Source organism: Paenibacillus sp. GCM10027626 (assembly GCF_042676285.1).
In the GTDB taxonomy this organism is placed as follows: domain Bacteria; phylum Bacillota; class Bacilli; order Paenibacillales; family Paenibacillaceae; genus Paenibacillus_Z.
Window position 1 is genome coordinate 385505 of sequence record NZ_JBHTHC010000002.1, and the last position, 18154, is coordinate 403658.

The 18154-nt window shown below is 47.7% G+C and carries 15 protein-coding genes and 1 pseudogene; 12 read left to right on the forward strand and 4 right to left on the reverse strand.

The window, feature by feature from the left end; translation table 11 throughout:
* Positions 1–238 precede the first annotated feature (238 nt).
* The 4 genes from ACFQ0N_RS05630 to ACFQ0N_RS05645 are packed head-to-tail and all read left to right on the forward strand — an operon-like array spanning position 239 to position 4448.
* Complete coding sequence (locus tag ACFQ0N_RS05630; RefSeq protein WP_379323688.1) at positions 239–1867, forward strand: spore germination protein; 1629 nt, start codon at positions 239–241, stop codon at positions 1865–1867.
* A 9-nt stretch (positions 1868–1876) separates the two neighbouring features.
* On the forward strand, positions 1877–2989 hold the full coding sequence (locus ACFQ0N_RS05635; RefSeq protein WP_379323690.1) for a GerAB/ArcD/ProY family transporter: 1113 nt from the start codon (positions 1877–1879) through the stop codon (positions 2987–2989).
* On the forward strand, positions 2964–4202 hold the full coding sequence (locus ACFQ0N_RS05640; protein ID WP_379323692.1) for a Ger(x)C family spore germination protein: 1239 nt from the start codon (positions 2964–2966) through the stop codon (positions 4200–4202). Before ACFQ0N_RS05635 ends, ACFQ0N_RS05640 begins: the two co-directional genes overlap by 26 nt.
* Positions 4203–4241: 39 nt before the next feature.
* Positions 4242–4448, forward strand: a complete 207-nt coding sequence (locus ACFQ0N_RS05645; protein ID WP_379323694.1) for a CLC_0170 family protein — start codon at positions 4242–4244, stop codon at positions 4446–4448.
* Positions 4449–4495: 47 nt separating this feature from the next.
* Here the strand turns inward: ACFQ0N_RS05645 and ACFQ0N_RS05650 are convergent, their stop codons facing one another.
* Positions 4496–5746, reverse strand: a complete 1251-nt coding sequence (locus tag ACFQ0N_RS05650; protein WP_379324283.1) for an MFS transporter — start codon at positions 5744–5746, stop codon at positions 4496–4498.
* 474 nt (positions 5747–6220) lie between these two features.
* Between ACFQ0N_RS05650 and argC the strand changes: the two genes are divergently transcribed.
* Entirely contained in the window at positions 6221–7165 is a 945-nt protein-coding gene (gene argC / locus ACFQ0N_RS05655) for an N-acetyl-gamma-glutamyl-phosphate reductase (RefSeq protein WP_379323696.1), read from the forward strand.
* A 114-nt stretch (positions 7166–7279) separates the two neighbouring features.
* Here argC and ACFQ0N_RS05660 read toward each other — a convergent pair whose 3' ends face one another.
* On the reverse strand, positions 7280–7753 hold the full coding sequence (locus tag ACFQ0N_RS05660) for a GNAT family N-acetyltransferase (RefSeq protein ID WP_379323698.1): 474 nt from the start codon (positions 7751–7753) through the stop codon (positions 7280–7282).
* A gap of 603 nt (positions 7754–8356) precedes the next feature.
* Between ACFQ0N_RS05660 and ACFQ0N_RS05665 the strand changes: the two genes are divergently transcribed.
* The 5 genes and pseudogenes from ACFQ0N_RS05665 to ACFQ0N_RS05685 all read left to right on the forward strand — a co-directional run bounded on the left by ACFQ0N_RS05665 (position 8357) and on the right by ACFQ0N_RS05685 (position 12703).
* On the forward strand, positions 8357–9016 hold the full coding sequence (locus ACFQ0N_RS05665; protein WP_379323701.1) for an S-layer homology domain-containing protein: 660 nt from the start codon (positions 8357–8359) through the stop codon (positions 9014–9016).
* 194 nt (positions 9017–9210) lie between these two features.
* Entirely contained in the window at positions 9211–11028 is a 1818-nt protein-coding gene (locus ACFQ0N_RS05670; RefSeq protein ID WP_379323703.1) for a DUF2207 family protein, read from the forward strand.
* A 14-nt stretch (positions 11029–11042) separates the two neighbouring features.
* Positions 11043–11591, forward strand: coding sequence for a LemA family protein (locus ACFQ0N_RS05675; protein WP_379323705.1), 549 nt, complete (start codon positions 11043–11045; stop codon positions 11589–11591).
* Positions 11592–11742: 151 nt separating this feature from the next.
* Positions 11743–12075: pseudogene (locus ACFQ0N_RS05680) on the forward strand (GNAT family N-acetyltransferase); the annotation flags it as partial.
* Positions 12076–12151: 76 nt separating this feature from the next.
* The gene (locus tag ACFQ0N_RS05685; protein ID WP_379323707.1) at positions 12152–12703 is read left to right on the forward strand and encodes a GNAT family N-acetyltransferase; all 552 of its coding nucleotides are present in this window, start codon (positions 12152–12154) and stop codon (positions 12701–12703) included.
* 124 nt (positions 12704–12827) lie between these two features.
* On the opposite strand, the gene ACFQ0N_RS05690 is transcribed toward ACFQ0N_RS05685, so the two are convergent.
* Positions 12828–14453: a response regulator gene (locus ACFQ0N_RS05690; protein WP_379323709.1), complete on the reverse strand. Its 1626-nt coding sequence runs from the start codon at positions 14451–14453 to the stop codon at positions 12828–12830.
* Positions 14450–16246, reverse strand: a complete 1797-nt coding sequence (locus ACFQ0N_RS05695) for a cache domain-containing sensor histidine kinase (protein ID WP_379323711.1) — start codon at positions 16244–16246, stop codon at positions 14450–14452. The genes ACFQ0N_RS05690 and ACFQ0N_RS05695 overlap by 4 nt, the downstream gene beginning before the upstream one ends.
* Positions 16247–16409: 163 nt before the next feature.
* On the opposite strand from ACFQ0N_RS05695, the gene ACFQ0N_RS05700 reads away from it, so the two are divergent.
* Positions 16410–17291: a carbohydrate ABC transporter permease gene (locus ACFQ0N_RS05700; RefSeq protein ID WP_379323713.1), complete on the forward strand. Its 882-nt coding sequence runs from the start codon at positions 16410–16412 to the stop codon at positions 17289–17291.
* Positions 17291–18124, forward strand: coding sequence for a carbohydrate ABC transporter permease (locus tag ACFQ0N_RS05705; protein WP_379323715.1), 834 nt, complete (start codon positions 17291–17293; stop codon positions 18122–18124). Before ACFQ0N_RS05700 ends, ACFQ0N_RS05705 begins: the two co-directional genes overlap by 1 nt.
* Positions 18125–18154: the final 30 nt, after the last annotated feature.

Sequence of the window (18154 nt, forward strand, 5' to 3'; positions counted from 1 at the left end):
GATGACCCGAAGTACGGAGATCCCCTTGAAAAACAAGCGGCTCAAGTTAGCCGCTTGTTTTTTTCTGAAACGATAAAAAATGCTACTTTTCTGACCATGACTCAGCCTCATATGATACGTAATCCCATTATAAGTTTGCTAATTTTGTATAACGAGCATGTGAAAAGTATAGAATAAACAACTAACAAACCAATATTTCAACTGATAAATGGTAGAAATTGGGATTGGAAGGTGCTAAATGTTTTTTTTAAAGAGGTTCAAAAAATCAAAGAAACAGATGTCTATCCATGTGTCGGATCAAGTATTGGATCAACACCAGAGCGCGAGAATAGATGGGAATTTGGAACGTACGATCGATTTGATCAAGAGCTTATTAGGCATGAATGACGACTTTGTGATGCGCCGCTTCAACGTTTTCGGAAAGTTCCCGGCAGTCATGTTTTACTATTCCAATATGATCGACCAAGCTTTAATTAACCTCGATATATTAAAACCGTTCATGTATTTGCCCCACCATTTAGAAGGGAAGACCATTGAATACAGTCAATTAAAGGATGTCCTTCTCTACGATTCGCTGTATCACAGTGAAGGAAAATTGGAAAGCCAGTTTACGAAACTCATCGAGGGATTGCTGCGCGGGGAGACTGTCGTAGCGGTCGAAGGGTTAGAGGAAGCTTTCCTGATCGGTACGCGCAATATAGAGAAGAGGGCGATTGACCAGCCGGCAACCGAACAGTTGATTCGGGGGCCGCGTGATGGTTTCATCGAACTGTTGGGGACGAATATCGCCCTGCTCCGTTATCGATTACAGGCGACGGAATTTCGTGTCCAGACGATGCAACTCGGCCGCAGAACCAAATCCAAAGTCGCGATATGTTATATGGAAGACATTACAAGCCCTGATCTTGTAGAGGAAGTAAATAAACGTCTTAGCAATATCGATATCGAAGCGGTGCTTGATTCGGGTTATTTGGAACAATTTATCGAGGATAACCATCTATCCCCATTTCCGCAAGTTCAGTATACGGAGCGGCCGGATAAAGTCGTCGCCAACTTGTTGGAAGGAAGGGTCGCTATATTAGTCGACGGTTCGCCGTTAGCCTTGGTCGTACCGACGATTTTTAACCAGTTTTATCAAACGGTTGAGGACTATACGGAAAGATTTCTACTGATGAGCGCAATTCGCCTGGCAAGGTTGGTAGCCTTAATCTTCTCGCTAATCTTTCCGGCCCTTTACGTTGCAATTATTTCCTTCAACCCGGAGTTGATTCCGACCGAATTTGCCGTAGCTGTAGCCGGCGGGCGGGCTGGCGTCCCTTTCCCAGCGATCATCGAAGTGCTACTGATTGAAATATCCATGGAAGTATTGCGGGAAGCGACGATCCGATTACCCCAACAAGTTGGCGGCGCTCTTTCCATCGTCGGCGTGCTCGTTATCGGACAGGCCGCGGTGGCTGCGGGATTCGCAAGCCCTATCACCATTGTCATTATCGCCTTGACAACGATCGGGTCATTCGCTACTCCGGCCTACAATGCAGCCTTGGCACTGCGGCTATTGCGATTTCCGCTCATTATTTTGGCTGGAATTTTTGGCCTTTACGGTATAATGATCGGATTGATCCTCATCGTGAATCATCTTCTCTCGTTAAAATCGTTTGGAGTCCCCTACTTAAGCCCCCTTGTTCCTGGAAATTACGAAGGAATGAAAGATTTGATCATACGCAGCCCTTTTTGGTGGATGAAAAAGCGGCCTATGTTCCTAAATATTCTCGATAAGACCAGATTAGACGACAGCATGGTGGAACAACTTAAGGAACCGCCGGGTAATGTGCTGGATCCGTTAAAATTCAATGAGCGGAAGGAGTAGTGTTAACCAATGGAGCATCAACGCCAGATAACCGTGTTTCAAGCGATTGCCATTCTTGTCAGTACGATTATAGGGGTCGGCGTACTTCCTCTCCCTTTATTTGCTGTTCGAGCAGCCGATTCGGGTGCTCCTCTCGTTACGCTGATTGGTGTCCTGATTGCCTTTATAGGACTAGCGTTGATTACGATGCTCGGCATGCGTTTTCCGAATCAATCAATCATCCAATACAGCGAGGAGATTATAGGAAAATGGTTTGCCTGGATCGGCAGTGCGTTCATCGTTGCCTTCTTTGCCTTGTTGACAGCTCTTGCCGCACGTGAGTTTGGCGAAGTGGTCGTTACATCGGTTCTGACAAGAACCCCTGTGGAAGTCACCGTTATTGTCATGCTGCTTTTGGCAGCCATCTCGACGCGGAATGACATCACGACATTCGCTTACATTCATTATTTCTATACTCCCTTACTCCTGGTGCCCGGCTTGTTGATCGTCGCGCTTTCATTGAAAAATGCCGAGGTGATAAATCTACAGCCGATTTGGGGAAACGAGACTGGGGGTATTTTGATGGGGGCCATTACTATAACCGCCTTGTTTCAAGGGTCCTTCATTGTGACTGCAGTAATTCCGGCCATGCGTCGACCCGAGAAGGCGATGAAGGCTAGTGTTTGGGGAATGGTGATCGCAGGAGGGCTGTATGTTACGATTGTCGCGGCGACTGTCAGCGTGTTCGGGGCTGAAGAGATCAAGTTCTTGCTCTGGCCGACATTGGAGTTAGCGAAAGCGACCTCCTTGCCTGCGAATGTTCTGGAACGTCTTGATGCAGCCTTTCTTGCGGTATGGGTGACGGCCGTGTTTACCACTCTCCTCTCCAGTTATTTTCTTACGATTCACTTAGCGAGCAGATTGTTTCGCTTACGCGACCATAGGATATTTTCTTTTTTCATCCTGCCGGTTGTTTTTATAGTCGCCATGTTCCCTCAAAACATCATACATATGTACGAAATCATTCAAAATGTGGGCCGCATCGGGCTCGTTATTACGATTGCTTATCCGGGCATGCTGTTATTGATAGCTATTCTTCGCAGGAAAAGAGGGGATCGTGTTGGGCGTAAACAGATGGACTAAACAGTTGAAGCTTCTAAGCGTTATTCTCCTCGCTTTTCCACTGCTGACAGGATGCTGGGATCGTCTCGAAATTGAAGATCGCGCTGTCGTTTTGGGGGTTTCGATAGACGAGGCGGGCCCGGGAGCTAAAAAACAAGAGGACGAAATTACTTACCTTCGCGGGAAATTCCCTATACCGCAGAAAGACATGATTCGCATCGCCGTGCAGATCGCCCTTCCTGGGAGAATTCCGCTCGGACCCGGTGAAAGCGGAGGAGGAGGGGATAAGGGGGCGCAACAAACCGTTTGGGTTATCGAGGTATTTGGTCACACGATCGATGATGCGCTTATGAATTTGGATCAGCAGATCTCAGGCAGACTCTTCTTCGGGCATTTGCGCGTCATCGTTGTATCCGAAGCGGTGGCTAAGAAAGGATTGCAAAATTTGAACGATTACCTTCGCCGCAATCCGGAAGTACGCAGAATGGCTTGGATGATGATTTCGAAAGGACCTGCTATAGAATTAATGAAGGCTTCGCCGAAATTGGAACGTGTGCCGACACTGTATCTAATGTCGACGTTGGATGACGCCATCAAGATAGGCAAACTTCCAACCGATTATGTAGGGATGTTCTGGAGCAATTCTTCAAAGAAAGGGCAGGAAGGATTTCTTCCTTATGTGCAATTGATAAAAGAAAAAAATATGGAGATCAAAGGGTTAGCTTATTTTAAAGGCGACAAATTGGTCGGCGTAACGAAACCGTTTGAAATCGCAGGGTACATGGGGATTAAAGGGATCAATCCTGCAGGGTACCGGGGGATGGTCAATGTGGGCGGCGAGAGAACGGTTACTGTGTATGCAACCCATCGCAAATCAAAAATTGAGGCTCGGATCAAAAATGGGATTCCACATATTACTGTTTTCGTCCGGATGGATATCAACGTGGAAGAAAAAATAAACGAGAAATTTCTAGTAGATAATTCCAACATCCTTAAAAAAATCGAAAAGGAAGATGAGAAATCGATTATGAAAGTATACGAAGATTTAATTAAACAAACACAGAGGAAACAATCCGATATTTTCGGTTTCGGCGAGTATGTACGAGCGAAACAACCGCAATATTGGAACCGGTATATCAAAACAAAAAAGCGATGGCAGGAAATGTACAAAGACATTTCATTCGATATTAAAGTAGATTCACGTATTCGCCGGGTTGGTATGAAAGCAAAATAACATACAGGACGATTTGGAAAACTTGAGGAGGTTACAATCATGACTTACGCTCAGTTCGCGGGGCACTTAGGTTACATTATATCCTTATTTTTGATGACCGGGTTGTTGATGTTACGGTTGGATGTAAGGAGGTATGAGTTGGCAAAGATGGGCAAGGAAAAAAGTGTAGCCCGTTTTCTTGGATGGCTCAATGTCGCACTAGGGAGCGTGTTTTTTGTAGCACTTTTGGCGTACCGGGAGTGGTAGCGGTTATTTAAATCGGAAGCAGAAATCAGACAGTATTTACGATTCCATCAATTCGCTGCCTCCGGCTTCTCCACATAGATTTTAAATAACTGATTGTATAACACTATACTGATGAAAGCAAACACCAAAATGATGCTGAATATTCCCACAGGCGCTACCCAGTTGGATAGGAAAACCGTCACCGGGGCAAAAAATCTCGCGATGGCATTCTGCAGGCTGTTGGCTCCCATGTACTGTCCTCTTGCATGATCCGGAGCATAACGGCTAATAAAGCTCTGTGTCACTGGAGAGCGTACAATCTCACCGAATGTGAAGCTTACTGTGACGAAAAACAAATACCATATATTGGTGCCCAGTCCAAGAGAGAATGTACCTACTCCTGAAAGGAGCGATGATAGAATGAATACATTGCGATCTTTCCAATGTAAGAACCATTTCGTAACAGGAAGGATAAGCAGAACAAACAATAAACCGTTCAATCCCAGTAACCATCCGAAGATCTCCGTACTGGACAGAATAAGGGAATCTCGTATCCATGTGAATAGAGCTTGGGCAGGTACCTCGTTGATCACGTAAACAGCCCAATAAAGATCCAATTGCATAATGGCCATTAGGGCAAAGATGCCTGCCAAAATATAAATGAGGAACACTTTATCGCGAAAAATAATGCCGTATCCCTTCCACTGTTCCATGAATACTTGGGTAATAGACGTTGAAGCTTCAGGTTGTTTCGCCATTTGTGGCCGTGTTTCATGAACAATGAAATAGATAGCTATAACATACGTGAGCATGACCAATGCGCAAGTCCACAACAGCACTTGTCGGTAATGGAAAAAGAAGATGGCTCCAAGTGCAGGCCCAATTACGGCGCCAATATTATTGGCCGTTGTAAACGTTGCGAAGATCTGGCGACGATTACAAGCGGGAACCAGGTCGGCAACCATTGCGGAGCTTGCAGGACTGTATAGAGCTCCCCCAAGTCCTATGCCGATAAATGCGATATAATCAATCCAATGGGATGGTGATACCGCAAACAATGCAAACATCACCGTCTGAATTGAAGCACCCAGTAGCATCACGGGACGACGCCCTAACCGGTCTGCTAAAGCTCCTCCAAGCAGACCTCCTATTATGCTGAATATCGGAGGAAGTGTCATCAAAATGCCTGCAATATGATTGCCTAATGCCGCACCGAAATATACGGTTATAAACGGAAAGTACATCCAAAATAGCATGTTAAACAGTGCTTCTCCGATTAACCGGACTTTCAAATTGATATTCCATAAACTTATTTGCATAATACCTTCCTCTTCCCACAACATCGCTTCCCGGCCGGGTATACAAACTATAGAACATTATCCTGAAAAAATATAGACTTATAATTACGGATGATTTATACTAATAATATGAAAGTCAAATATGTCCTGATTTAATTTAATCGCTTCAAAAAACGAACATTTGTTCTTGGGTGATAAAGACGCTTCTGTCGGAAGCGTCTTTTTTATGCTAAGTTTCTCTTTTGTATTACTCCATGCAGGGAGCTTCTCTCACTGGTTCGTACAGTAAGGTCTGCAGTCCGCAGAACCACATTTAAGCCAATACATCGCTGGAGTAGCTGATGAATACATAAACAAAGGGTATGGAAAAATCATGTTGACAGAAGCTAAGAGGCTAGGGAAAGAACTTGGCTGTATTATTTGCTTTCACAATTGAATAAATATTCGTTTCAATATATAATTATACATACGTTATAAATGGTAAGGGGTGGAAAGGTGAAATATAAAATATTTGTAGATGGTCAAGAAGGTACAACAGGTTTAAAAATACACGATTACTTATCTAAGATTTCTAACATAGAAATCATCAAGATTGAGTCGGAAAAGCGAAAAGATGATGAAGCCCGTAGGGCGTTATTAAATGAAGCCGATATCGTGTTCCTTTGTCTTCCGGATTCCGCTTCGAGGGATTCCGTATCTATGATCAGTAATCATAAGACCAAAATCATTGACGCTAGTACAGCGTTTAGAACGAACCCGGAGTGGACCTACGGATTACCGGAACTACATAAAAATCAAAGAAGTAAAATCCAAAATTCATCTAGGGTATCTGTCCCAGGATGTCACGCGACAGGTTTTATTTTAGCTATGCACCCCTTGATAGCTGAAGGAATTATACCGAGGGATTACCCTGCGTCTTGTTATTCGGTTACAGGATATAGTGGTGGAGGTAAGAGACTAATAGCTGAATATCAGAACACAAACAAAGAACAGCTTTTTGCGCCAAGACAATATGCACTCAACCTTAAACACAAGCATCTTCCGGAAATGCAACTATATTCCGGGTTAAACTCAGCGCCGCTTTTCACTCCAATAGTCGGAAACTATTATCAGGGTGATGCAGTTACTATTCCTCTCTTTCCTAAAATGTTTATAAAAAATGTAACGGCAAGAGATATTCAAGAACTTCTTGCCTCATATTATAAAGAGGAACGTTTTATTCGAGTTATCCCATACGACTCTGAGGCATATCTTGAAGACGGTTTCTTTAATCTCATGCAATGCAATAATACAAATTATTTGGATCTATTTGTTTTTGGTCATACAGATCAAATATTACTTGTTGCTAGATTTGATAATTTGGGAAAAGGCGCCTCGGGGGCAGCCATTCAAAATATGAACATTATGCTTGGATTTGACGAAGGTATGGGATTAGAGTAAGAGAAAAAAGTTCATCGTTAAACTTTTACGGAGAAGGAGAGGAGCAGCAAGCCGCGGCAACTGCTCCTCTTGTTGTTCTCTTGATTGGCGGGTAATAACTGAAAAAATAAAGTGCTAGACCAGTGTTTTAATATACCATGCATCGCATGCAAAATGTTCCGTTTCAATTAAAGGCTTTGCCAATGGTATGAATCCGTTCTTTTTATAGAACTTGTTGGCTGCTACCATATTGTTAAACGTTTCAAGATAACATTTTTTATAATGTTCTTTTGCAAAATCTAGGGCTATCCCGAGTAAATCATTTGCAATTCCTGTGCCACGCGTTTCTTTTAATGCGTACATCTTTTGCAATTCACAAATATCCGGAACGCCTTTAATCGGTCCGATACCACAACCAGCTACTATTTTTGTATTTTCCTCAACAACCCAATATTTAGAGCCCTCGGATCTGTACAGATGATAGAAATCTCCTAAATTCGGATCAGTCCATGCAGTTCCTGGCTTATTCGCCCCAAATTCTACTAAACAAGTTCTAATAAGATTCTCTACTTGCTTATTATCTTTTTCTTCTATCTCTCTGATTCGCATGAACTAACTCTCCCAATACACAATTTTCAGAGGTGCTTCCTCACGGGATATTTCATTTATGAAATTATAACAAATAAATAAATTGACCACAAAGCGATGTAATTTTGCCGGGCATACGATATGGTGGTGGTGCTCCTTATTCTCGTTGTGGTCGGGTACGTTCCAACCCATCAATAACTAATGGGATATGTTCCGCGGCTAAGGGATACGAACAAAACGCAACTTACCGTCGAGATCATCTAAGAATGTATAAGCGGATCCCTTATTTGGCTCAAACACAGGAAAAGTGGAGATTTCGTGGACATTGTAACAACAGAGGATCCGTTATTTGCGGTTTTTACCTGATTTTCGGAGTGATTGGAGGCAATTAGCGGAATGACGGTCCGCAAGAACTTGTAGCAGGCTACCGGGTTTACGTTGACGGCAAGGAGTACGCGAATGTAACCGAAGGATATTGCACTATCAGTCACAGGCCTGCAGCCGGATACGAGCTATACATTCGCTGTGAAGGCTTATGATGCGGCAGGGAATGAAAGCGAGAGCTTGAGTCAGAACGCATCAACCCTGGCAGAGGTATCCGGAGGCGGAGGAGGTTACCCATACATGCCGACGCTGCCTGAGAAGCAGGAGCCGGAAGGAAAGCCGGAGAAACCGGAAACTCCGCAGCCGGAACCGGGATCGGGTCAGTCCAGGGAGCCGGCCGGGCCGGTCAAGCCGGCAGTGACGCTGAGCGATATCGCCGGGCATTGGGCGGAAGCTGCCATCAAGCAGGCCGTAGCGATCGGTGTTGTCCGCGGCTATCCGGATGGCACCTTTAAGCCGAACCGGAATATTACGCGGGCCGAGTTCACCGTCATGCTGGCAGGCGCCTTGCAGCTGGAAGGCGAGGGGAAGCCGGATGCATTCACGGATCGGGAGAAGATAGGAGCCTGGGCATCCCGGGCGGTTGCCCAAGCGGCGCAGGCGGGACTGATCCGCGGCTATGCAGATGGCAGTTTCCGGCCGGAGGCTGCCGTAACCCGCGCGGAAATGGCGGCTATTGTTGCCCGGGCACTCCATCTGCCTGCAGATCCAAAAGCCGGCACCGGCTTTGCCGACGATGCCGCTATTCCGCAGTGGGCTAAAGGCTCGGCGGCGGCGCTCGGCAAACTGGGGATCACAAGCGGAAGGAGCGGCAACCGCTTTGCTCCGAATGAGACGGCAACTCGGGCGGAGGCGGCAGTGTTCTTGCTGCGGATGCTTAAAACTATGGACGACAGGTAAAGCTCACAGCCCCGGGGGAGATTCTCCGGGGTCTGTGAGCTTTTTCGGAGGTTTTTCTGCATCGAAGCGTTTTTGAAGCGCCTCATCCTTTACAATGGATGAGGCTACTATAATATTTATGGCAAATTTGCTGGATTCATCGCTGACGACCGATCGGATAAGAAAAAGTTAAGCTAAGCAGGGAGGAGCCATTCGTGAAAGATGAGGCGAGCAGTGTCAATCCGAATAAAAAAGCTTTGGTCCTTTTCTCCAAACTTGCCGCGGGGCTCGCTTGCTTGTTATGTCTGCTCTTGTACGCCCATCCCGTTCTTGCGAAGGATCGTTCGTTTGAAATCGATGAAGTGGAGATTCATGCCCGTATCGATGCGGACGGCAGCATGAAGGTGACCGAGCAGGATGCGTATCGTTTCGACGGGGCTTATAACGGCATTGTTGTACAACTGAATACTTCCGGATCGGACGGGATCGATCATTTTCAAGCCTTCGAAGTAACCCCACAGGAGGAAATTCCGCTTAAAATAGAAGAGTCCGGCCATGGCAAGCAAATCCAGTACAAAGTTTACGATCAAGCCAACAATGAGACAAAAAAGTTTAAATTCACTTACGAATTCAGAAATGTTGTGCAAGTATACGCCGATACCGCCGAGTTATACTGGAAGTTTTTCGATCAAACGAACCCAAGCAGGCTTGGCGTGGTGCAAATCGACGTCGAACTGCCAGGTGGGGTAAAGAAGGAGGACATTCTGGCGTTCGGACACGGACCGTTGTCGGGAACGGTGGATGTCGGCGACGGCATCGTTCGGTACAACGTTAACCCGCTGCCGCCCGAACACAATCTGGAAGTCAGAGTGTTGTTTCCCGCTTCCTACGTCCCGAACAGTTCGAAAATCGATCCTTCTCCGATGCTGGACAAAATCAAGCAAGAGGAGCTCAAGTGGGCGGATGAAGCGGATAAATCGCGGAATACCGAACCGAGTCCGTGGGGAAGCAGTCTTTATTATTCTATTGCCCTATTCATCACCAATATGGCCGCCGCGGTCATTCTTTATATCAAATTCGGTATGGAATTCAAACCGGACTGGAGAGGAAAATATTATCGCGAACTTCCCGGCGACGTGACGCCTGCCGTAGCTAGCTATCTGGTCGATTACGACCTGCAGCCCAGGGATCTGATGGCAACGTTGATTGATCTGGTTCGCAAAAAAAGAGTCGACATGCAAGTGATCAAGAAGGACGGTGGTTTGTTCCATAGAGATATAACCGATTACTGGTTTAGGTTGATCGACGATCGGACAGACGGGTTGAAACCTCATGAGGTCATGGCGATCAACTGGTTTTTCAGGCAGTTGGGTCATAACGACGAAGTGCATCTGTCCGAAATCCGCCAGTTCGCCGCCCATAAAGCTAATGCCAGAGCCTTTCTTGCACGGTGGGCCGAATGGAAAGCTCTGGTCGTTCAAGAAGCGCAACAATTGGGATACTTCGATGCGTCCAAAACCGGTAAACATATCGCCTTGATCGCCGCCGTCGCACAAATCGCTGCTATATTGTTCCTCGTGCCTGATGCTTTTAAGTGGCTGTTTATTTTTGCGGTCCCGCTCTTTTTCATCGGAATGAAATTAAAAAGACGAACGAAATTCGGGGCGACCGAGCGCTCCAAATGGAAGGCGTTCAAACGTTTCTTACATGATTACAGCCAGATCGCGTCGAGGGAACCGATGGCCGTTCATCTGTGGGAGCACTATTTCGTCTACGCAATATCGCTCGGCGAGGCGAAGAAGATGATCGCCATTTCCCGCATGAATCTTCCGCAGTCGGATCACGAGCATTATCCGGTGCATTCGGCCGTTACGAGCGGCGGATTCCAACAGCATTACGACCATTTGGCCGATTCGTTCGACAAGACGATATCGACCGCAAGGAGCCATGCGCCGTCTTCAAGAGGTTCCGGAGGCGGGTTCTCTTCCGGAGGCGGAGGCGGAGGTGGCGGAGGTGGCCGCGGGGCATTCTAAGGGAGGTGTCTATGATGGGCGTTTATATTGGAATTGCGATTATTGTTTTGCTGGTATTGTGGCTCATTATCATTTACAACCGATTGGTCATGCTAAAAAACCGGGTTCGCAACAATTGGTCGCAGGTGGATGTAGTGTTGAAAAATCGGTTTGATCTGATTCCCAATTTGGTGGAAACCGTTGCGGGATATGCGGCGCATGAGAAAGAAACGCTCAGCCGCGTCACCGAGATGAGAACGAAATACGCATCCGCCGGGTCGATACAAGAAAAAGCGGAGGCAAACGGCGAAATTGCCGGGTTGCTGGGCAGACTGATGGTGGTGGCGGAGAGCTACCCCGATTTGAAAGCGAACGAGAACTTTCTTTATCTCAAGCAGCAATTGACGGCGATCGAGGATAAAATCCGCTTCGCGAGACAGTTCTATAACGACACCGTAGAAGCGCTGAATACGGCGATCATGAGCTTTCCGAACAATCTCGTAGCCGGCATGTTCGGCTTCCGCGAGGAACCGTTCTTTCATATCGACGAAGCGGAGAAGTCCGTTCCGCGGATCAAGTTTTAAAAACATATGGACGACAGGTAAAAGCAAAGCAGCCCCGGGGAGGTTCTCCGGGGCTGCTGTTTTGATCATTGCATGAAGCGAAAGATTCTATAATAATAGAAAAGATCGATGGTGAGCGGCATTTTCAACTTTTTAACGGATGGAGGATATTATGATCATTAATAACCAACAATTTAATGTCAACGGGCTGAACTATACGATCAGGTCTGCAACCGAAGCAGATGCCAAAGAGTTGTCCGAATTAAGATTGCGTATTGATGGCGAGACCGAAAATCTGGACCGGGGACAAGGGGAAGCGTTCATCGACGTGCCGGGGTTTGAACGAATGATCATAACAGATACAGAGCGCTCAAGGAATTTGTTTTTGGTTGCGGTTGTTCAAGAGCGGTTAGTCGGGTTTTCAAGATGTGAAGGGACTGATTTGCAAAGATTCTCGCATAAAACGGAATTCGGAGTATGCGTTTTGAAACAATTTTGGGGATATGTACCATAAATATGGGGAGATTTAGTGGAAATTCGGTTTGATACTAGAGTTGAATGTTTGCCGAAGGAGGGGAACCATGAATATTAAATTGGAGTTGTTAAACGAGTCGGACTTTGAAACAATTGTAAGTTGGATCAATAATCACGATGAAGATTTTATGGTTCAATGGGCTGGATTAACCTATACATTTCCTCTCTCCATTGAACAGATGCTTAGCCATTATCATAGAGGAATTAACTCTATTGAATCGGATGTGTTTATTTATAAAATTGTTGAAACAGCTAGTGATGAAATGATCGGTTCATTGCAATTGTGCCGTTTCGATTCGACCAAGAAAGAAGCGGTGATTGGCCGATTTTTAATCGGCGATCCCAAGTATAGAGGGGCTGGTATAGGATCAATCGCTTTGAAGCAAGCTGTCGAAACCGGATTCGGGCAGTTCAAGCTTAGAAAGATAAGACTAAACGTATTCGACTTTAATAGAGCCGCGATTCGTTGTTATGAGAAAGTTGGTTTTTCTAAAGGAAAAATAACTTGCGATGTATATACCTCAAGTCAAGGGATGGTGTGGAATAATTTGGAAATGATCTTGAGGAGAAATCAGATAGTTGGAGGCGACGATGATTAACCGTCGCCGCCAACTTATGCAAGCGGACAGGATGTGTGTTCGCGTTGTGTGTCAACCAGCGGTTCAAACACGAGCGGATCACTCAACAGCTCGCCTCAGCCGCAGCCATTTCCGCCAACTGGACTCATTCGGCTGCCGCCCTGTCCAACTGTTTGCGGAAATCTTTCGGCGACTTTCCTTCCAGTTTTTTGAAGACGCGGCTAAAATATTTCTCGTCCTTGTAGCCGATCATCTGGGCGACTTCGGCATTTTTGAAATGCGGATTCATGAGCAGCAGCTTCGCTTTTTCAATCCGGATTCGGCTTAAAAAGTCGATGATCGTCTCGCGAAACTCCTGGCTGAACTTGCGCGAGATGTACTCCCGGTTCAAATGAAACCGTTCGGATATTTCCTTGAGCGTAATATCACGGGCATAATTAGCTTCGATGAAGCGGGCAATCTCATGCATGATGCTCCCGCTCTGCTGCTTGTGCAGCGATACTGCCCGCGATAATTCGATCAGGCTTCCGGTCAGTTCTTGCTGCAGGACGGATAAGGAAAACTTCCCATCCTGATCCAGCGGGATGATGAACGGGGCGGTCTCGGGCGAGGCCTTATGGTCATCCGCTTCCCGGAACAAATCTTCATGCCAGCGAGCCTGCATGATCTGGTATTCCTGCCACCACATTTCAAGCTGGTCGAGTGAAATATAGGCCATGTTCGTCACCGTATCGCACCAGCGCCCGATTGCGGCCTGGATTTGCTCCGGTCTTCCGCTTTTGACCGCCAGCCGGATCTGCTCCTCGAATTCGGCGAACCGCAAGCTGCCCGTCCGCAGCGGCCCGTCGCCCTGGTAGGCGTGAATTCGCAGGGAACGATCGAGCAGATTGCGCTGGCATAATGCTTTTAGCGCTTGCTTGTAAGCTGTCGGCAGCCCGCCCGGGAAAGGGAAGTGTCCGGAGCTGACGCCGATATCGAAACGAAGCCGGAGCGTCCGGCTAAAGCCCTCATTGATTTTCTCCAGCAGCTCTGCGGCGGGGACATCGTCCCGAAGCAGCACGACAATTTCCGCATGACGGTTCCAGTTGCGGAAGGCGACGCCTTTGCTGCCATTTTCCAGAAAGTCGCGACAGATGTTGATGATCGAGAACGCCAGCAGGTCCATTTCCAACGCCGGCTTATCGCGCATGCCGCTCCTGTGCGGATCGAAGCAAAGCACAGCGGCGCGCATGCCGTTTACCGTCTGCAGCTCGGGAAAATGCCGGTAAATCGGCTCGCGCAGGCTCGAAAATCCGCCCGGCTCCGCCAGCAGCCCCGACAGCAGCTTGTCCCGGTAGACGGGCTTCAGCTCGTTCACTTCCATATTGCGCAGCGTATATTCAAGCCGCTCTCGCTTCGTTTCGCGCCAATCGTTTACCGCTTTGCGAACCGCATCCTGCAGCTGGTTTCTGTCTACCGGCTTGAGCAAGTAATCGGTGCCCCCATGCTTCATCGTATGACGAACATATTCAAAATCGTTATGCCCGCTTATCACGATTTTTTTGCAGCCGGGAGCATGCGTTTCCATCCAGTCCATCAATTCAATTCCGCTCTTCTCGGGCATCATAATATCCGTAATGACAAGCTGCGGCTGTTCGGATTCGATCAACAAGATCGCTGCTGCGCCGTCTTCGGCTTCCAGCACCGCTTCGATGCCAAGCCCATCCCAATCGACGAGCAGGCGAATGGCGTTGCGGACATGCTTTTCATCATCGACAATGAGCGCTTTCATGCGAATTCCTCCCCGATTATCGTTTGTGGAATCGTCAGCTTTACCTGCAGGCCGTGCGGCTGGCAGTTGGACAGCCCCAGATCAGCCTGCTCGCCGAAGTACAGCCGCAGCCGGAATAGTACATTCAGGAGACCGATCCGCTCGCCGACTTCGCGCAAGTGATGGCCGGTCCCGGACAAGTCCGACTGGAGCACCCGCAGCCGTTCCTCGGCAATGCCTGAGCCGTTATCTTCCACGACAATACATAGCATATTGTTTTGCGAGCATGTCCGGATGCGCAGTATAAAATCTTTTCTGGAAGAGCTGAAGCCGTGTTTGAAAAAGTTTTCGACGATAGGCTGCACGATCATTTTCGGAATCGGGAACGAGCCCGTTTGTTCGTCAATGTCGTATTCTACTACAAGTTTATTGCCGAACCGCTGCTGCTGCAGCACCAAATAAAAATTAACGTATTCGATCTCCTTGGCGAGCGGCACGATCGTTTCTTTTGTATTCATGCTGTAATGCATCATCTGGCCGAGGGAAGAGACGAGCGAATAGACCTCCGGGGCATTGCTTTCCAGCGCTGCGCTGCCGATCGACTGCAGGGCATTATTGATAAAATGCGGGTTAATTTGCGCCTGCAGCATTTTCAATTGATTCGTTTTATTGGCTAAATCAAGCTTGTATTCCCGTAAAATCAAATTGTTGATCGTATGCATCATCGTGCGGAAGCGGCCGGCCAAAATGCCGATTTCATCCTCGCGGTCAATCACGATTGGTTCGTCCAGCTTCCCTGTCTGAATTTTATTCATCCGCCGGATTAGCTCCTTGATCGGTTTGGTGAACCGGACGGAAATGACAAGGACGCCTGTAATCGCCACGATCAGGAAAATGCCGGCCACAGCCGAATTGATTAGCGTAAGCCGGTGCGTATGGGTTAGCAGCAGCTTGTAAGGAATGCGCTTTACCACGATCCAGTCCGTCAAGGACGAACTCATTTTCGAGTAGATGATGATGCCGGAAAAATCGGGCTTGTTCCATTCCATACTGCCGGACGGATTCGCCAGCGCGGAAATTTTGCTGAACCACGGCTCGTTTAGCGGCTCACCGATCTGCGCCTCGTCGGAAGCGTAGACGATCGTGCCGTTTTTGTCGGCGATGTAAAATTGCTCCTTGCCCTGCTCGTACAATTGTGCGCTTAATTTACGCAGCGCCTCGACCTTAACGTCGATGGACAGCATGCCGATCCGCTCCGTTGTGGGCACCCGGTATAACGGGCGATGAATGGTAAAGACAAGATCGGGCTTTTGCGGTGAAATGGGCTGCGCGCCGTAGCTGTGGCTTGCGTGCGTCGCCTCCATAAATACGGAATACGGCTTCAACGTGTCGGCCTTGTCAGCAGGATAGAGCGGCCCGCGGGTTAACGCGTCCCGGTAAAGCAGGAACGACCGGTTAAACTGATCGATCGACAGATTGATTTGGTAGATTTCCTTCGCTGCCCGTGAGAGAGCTTGCATGGTAGTGAAAATATACGGCTCCGTCAAGTAATCGTCCAACCCTTTCCACAGGATGCTGTTGAGCAAAGGGGTGGAGTAGATGGCCAGCGAAGCGCTGTTGATGCTATCCAAATAATTGACGATATTCGTTTTTCCTTCCGCCATCAGCCTTGTATTTTCCTCGATGGTCAGCTGTTTGAACGAATTTTTTGTGTACACATAAGTGATGACTGTAGAGGTGACGACCGGAACGACAGTTGAAATGAGCAGCAACGCGATCAATTTGTTCCTGATGCTTGTTTTTAAGAAGCGCACAGTCCTCACCCTCGGATTTTGTCGAATTGTGATAGCGCTCTCATTTTATCACGGGAGGTCAAAATCGTCCACCTATGTACGCAATTTCCTCAGTGGGAAAGCGAGAAGCAAGCGATTACAATAAAGCTACACTTTACATCCTAGACCGAGGGAGGAACCCTTCATGAAAAAATGGTTGACGGCGCAATGGATGCAGCAAACGGTATTTGTCGGTCCCGCCGTGCTGGCCTACACAATTGTTATGGCGCTGCCTATTATGCTGGGCCTGTATTATTCCTTTACAAGCTGGAACGGCATTTCAAGCAGCGTCCAGTGGGTCGGTTGGCAAAATTTCAAATCGATTTTAACCGCCGATCCGGATTTCGGCAGCTCATTCTGGTTTACCGCCCGTTTCACCGCAGCGGTCGTACTGCTCAGCAATTTGCTCGGCTTCGCGCTCGCCTTCATTTTGTCCAAGCCGCTCAAGACGCGCAACTGGCTCCGCACGATCTTTTTTATGCCCAACGTGCTTGGCGGTTTGCTGCTCGGGTTCATTTGGCAGTTTATTTTTGTCCAGAGCTTTCCGAAAATTGGCGAAGCGACGAATATTGGCCTGTTTAATTTGCCGTGGCTGGGAACGGAGTCAACTGCATTTTGGGGGCTTGTCATTGTGAGTGTATGGCAGGGAGCCGGTTATTTGATGGTCATTTATATAGCCGGATTAACAAATGTGCCTGGCGATCTTTTGGAGGCAGCGGCGATTGACGGCGCCAAGGGCTGGCAAATTTTGCGTCACATCGTTCTTCCGCTCATCATGCCTGCCGTGACGATTTGCCTCTTTTTGAGCATATCCTGGGCCTTCAAATCTTTCGATCTCAATTTCTCGCTAACCCAAGGAGGGCCATACAAATCGACCGAATCGGTGGCCATGAACATTTATTATGAAGCGTTTAAAAACAACCGGTACGGACTTGGCACGGCAAAAGCCATTATTTTCTTCGTCGCCGTTACGGTCATTACGATGATTCAAGTTTCCGTTACGAAAAAGCGGGAGGTGGAAATGTAATGCAAGGCAAAATCTATTCGCCCAAGCTGTTTATGATGGAATTCGTCAGTCTGCTGCTGGCTCTACTATTCCTGGTACCGTTCTATTTCGTTTTTGCCAATTCGTTCAAAAGCTTCGCCGAGCTGCTGATCGATACGGCCAGCCTGCCGCAGCACTGGAACTGGGACAATTACGCCCGCGCCTGGGAGGCATTGAAATTTCCGCGGGTCTTCACCAACTCGCTGCTCATTACAGCGCTCAGCGATATTTGCATTGTAGCGTTCTCGTCCATGGCCGCTTACCGCCTGGTGCGCCGTCCGAGCAGAGGAAACCGGCTGTTGTTTTCTTTTTTCGTCGCTGCCATGGTCATCCCGTTTCAGGCGGTAATGATTCCGCTAGTGAAGGTAGGCACTTGGTTCGGATTTTTGAATAGCATTTACGGCATTGTATTTTGTTATACAGGGCTGGGCGTCTCTTTCTCGATGTTTCTGTACCACGGTTTTATCAAATCGATACCGCTTGAGGTTGAGGAATCGGCGGTGGTGGACGGCTGCTCCCCTTACGGCGTATTTTGGCGGATCGTATTTCCGCTGCTGAAGCCGATGACGGTCACGGTCATCGTGCTGCAAAGCTTATGGATCTGGAACGACTTCCTACTCCCGCTGCTTGTTTTGCAAAAACCCGATCTGCGGACGATTCAACTGTCTATCAACGCATTATTCGGGCAATATACAAAACAGTGGGATCTTGCGCTTGCGGCGCTGGTCATGGGGATTGTCCCGATTCTCGCGTTTTTCCTGTCTCTGCAGCGCCACATCATTCAAGGGATTACGGCGGGAGCGGTAAAAGGGTAGGGGGGCAGAGGGAGGCAGGGATGTGCCCAA

Bases quoted from the DNA above. Each gene is read 5' to 3' on its own strand.
- ACFQ0N_RS05700 (WP_379323713.1), top strand. From the start codon at position 16,410: ATGAAAAAATGGTTGACGGCGCAATGGATGCAGCAAACGGTATTTGTC.
- ACFQ0N_RS05685 (WP_379323707.1), top strand. From the start codon at position 12,152: ATGAATATTAAATTGGAGTTGTTAAACGAGTCGGACTTTGAAACAATT.
- ACFQ0N_RS05665 (WP_379323701.1), top strand. From the start codon at position 8,357: ATGCCGACGCTGCCTGAGAAGCAGGAGCCGGAAGGAAAGCCGGAGAAA.
- ACFQ0N_RS05705 (WP_379323715.1), top strand. From the start codon at position 17,291: ATGCAAGGCAAAATCTATTCGCCCAAGCTGTTTATGATGGAATTCGTC.
- ACFQ0N_RS05660 (WP_379323698.1), bottom strand. From the start codon at position 7,753: ATGCGAATCAGAGAGATAGAAGAAAAAGATAATAAGCAAGTAGAGAAT.
- ACFQ0N_RS05650 (WP_379324283.1), bottom strand. From the start codon at position 5,746: ATGCAAATAAGTTTATGGAATATCAATTTGAAAGTCCGGTTAATCGGA.
- ACFQ0N_RS05675 (WP_379323705.1), top strand. From the start codon at position 11,043: ATGGGCGTTTATATTGGAATTGCGATTATTGTTTTGCTGGTATTGTGG.
- ACFQ0N_RS05635 (WP_379323690.1), top strand. From the start codon at position 1,877: ATGGAGCATCAACGCCAGATAACCGTGTTTCAAGCGATTGCCATTCTT.
- ACFQ0N_RS05690 (WP_379323709.1), bottom strand. From the start codon at position 14,453: ATGAAAGCGCTCATTGTCGATGATGAAAAGCATGTCCGCAACGCCATT.
- ACFQ0N_RS05645 (WP_379323694.1), top strand. From the start codon at position 4,242: ATGACTTACGCTCAGTTCGCGGGGCACTTAGGTTACATTATATCCTTA.
- ACFQ0N_RS05630 (WP_379323688.1), top strand. From the start codon at position 239: ATGTTTTTTTTAAAGAGGTTCAAAAAATCAAAGAAACAGATGTCTATC.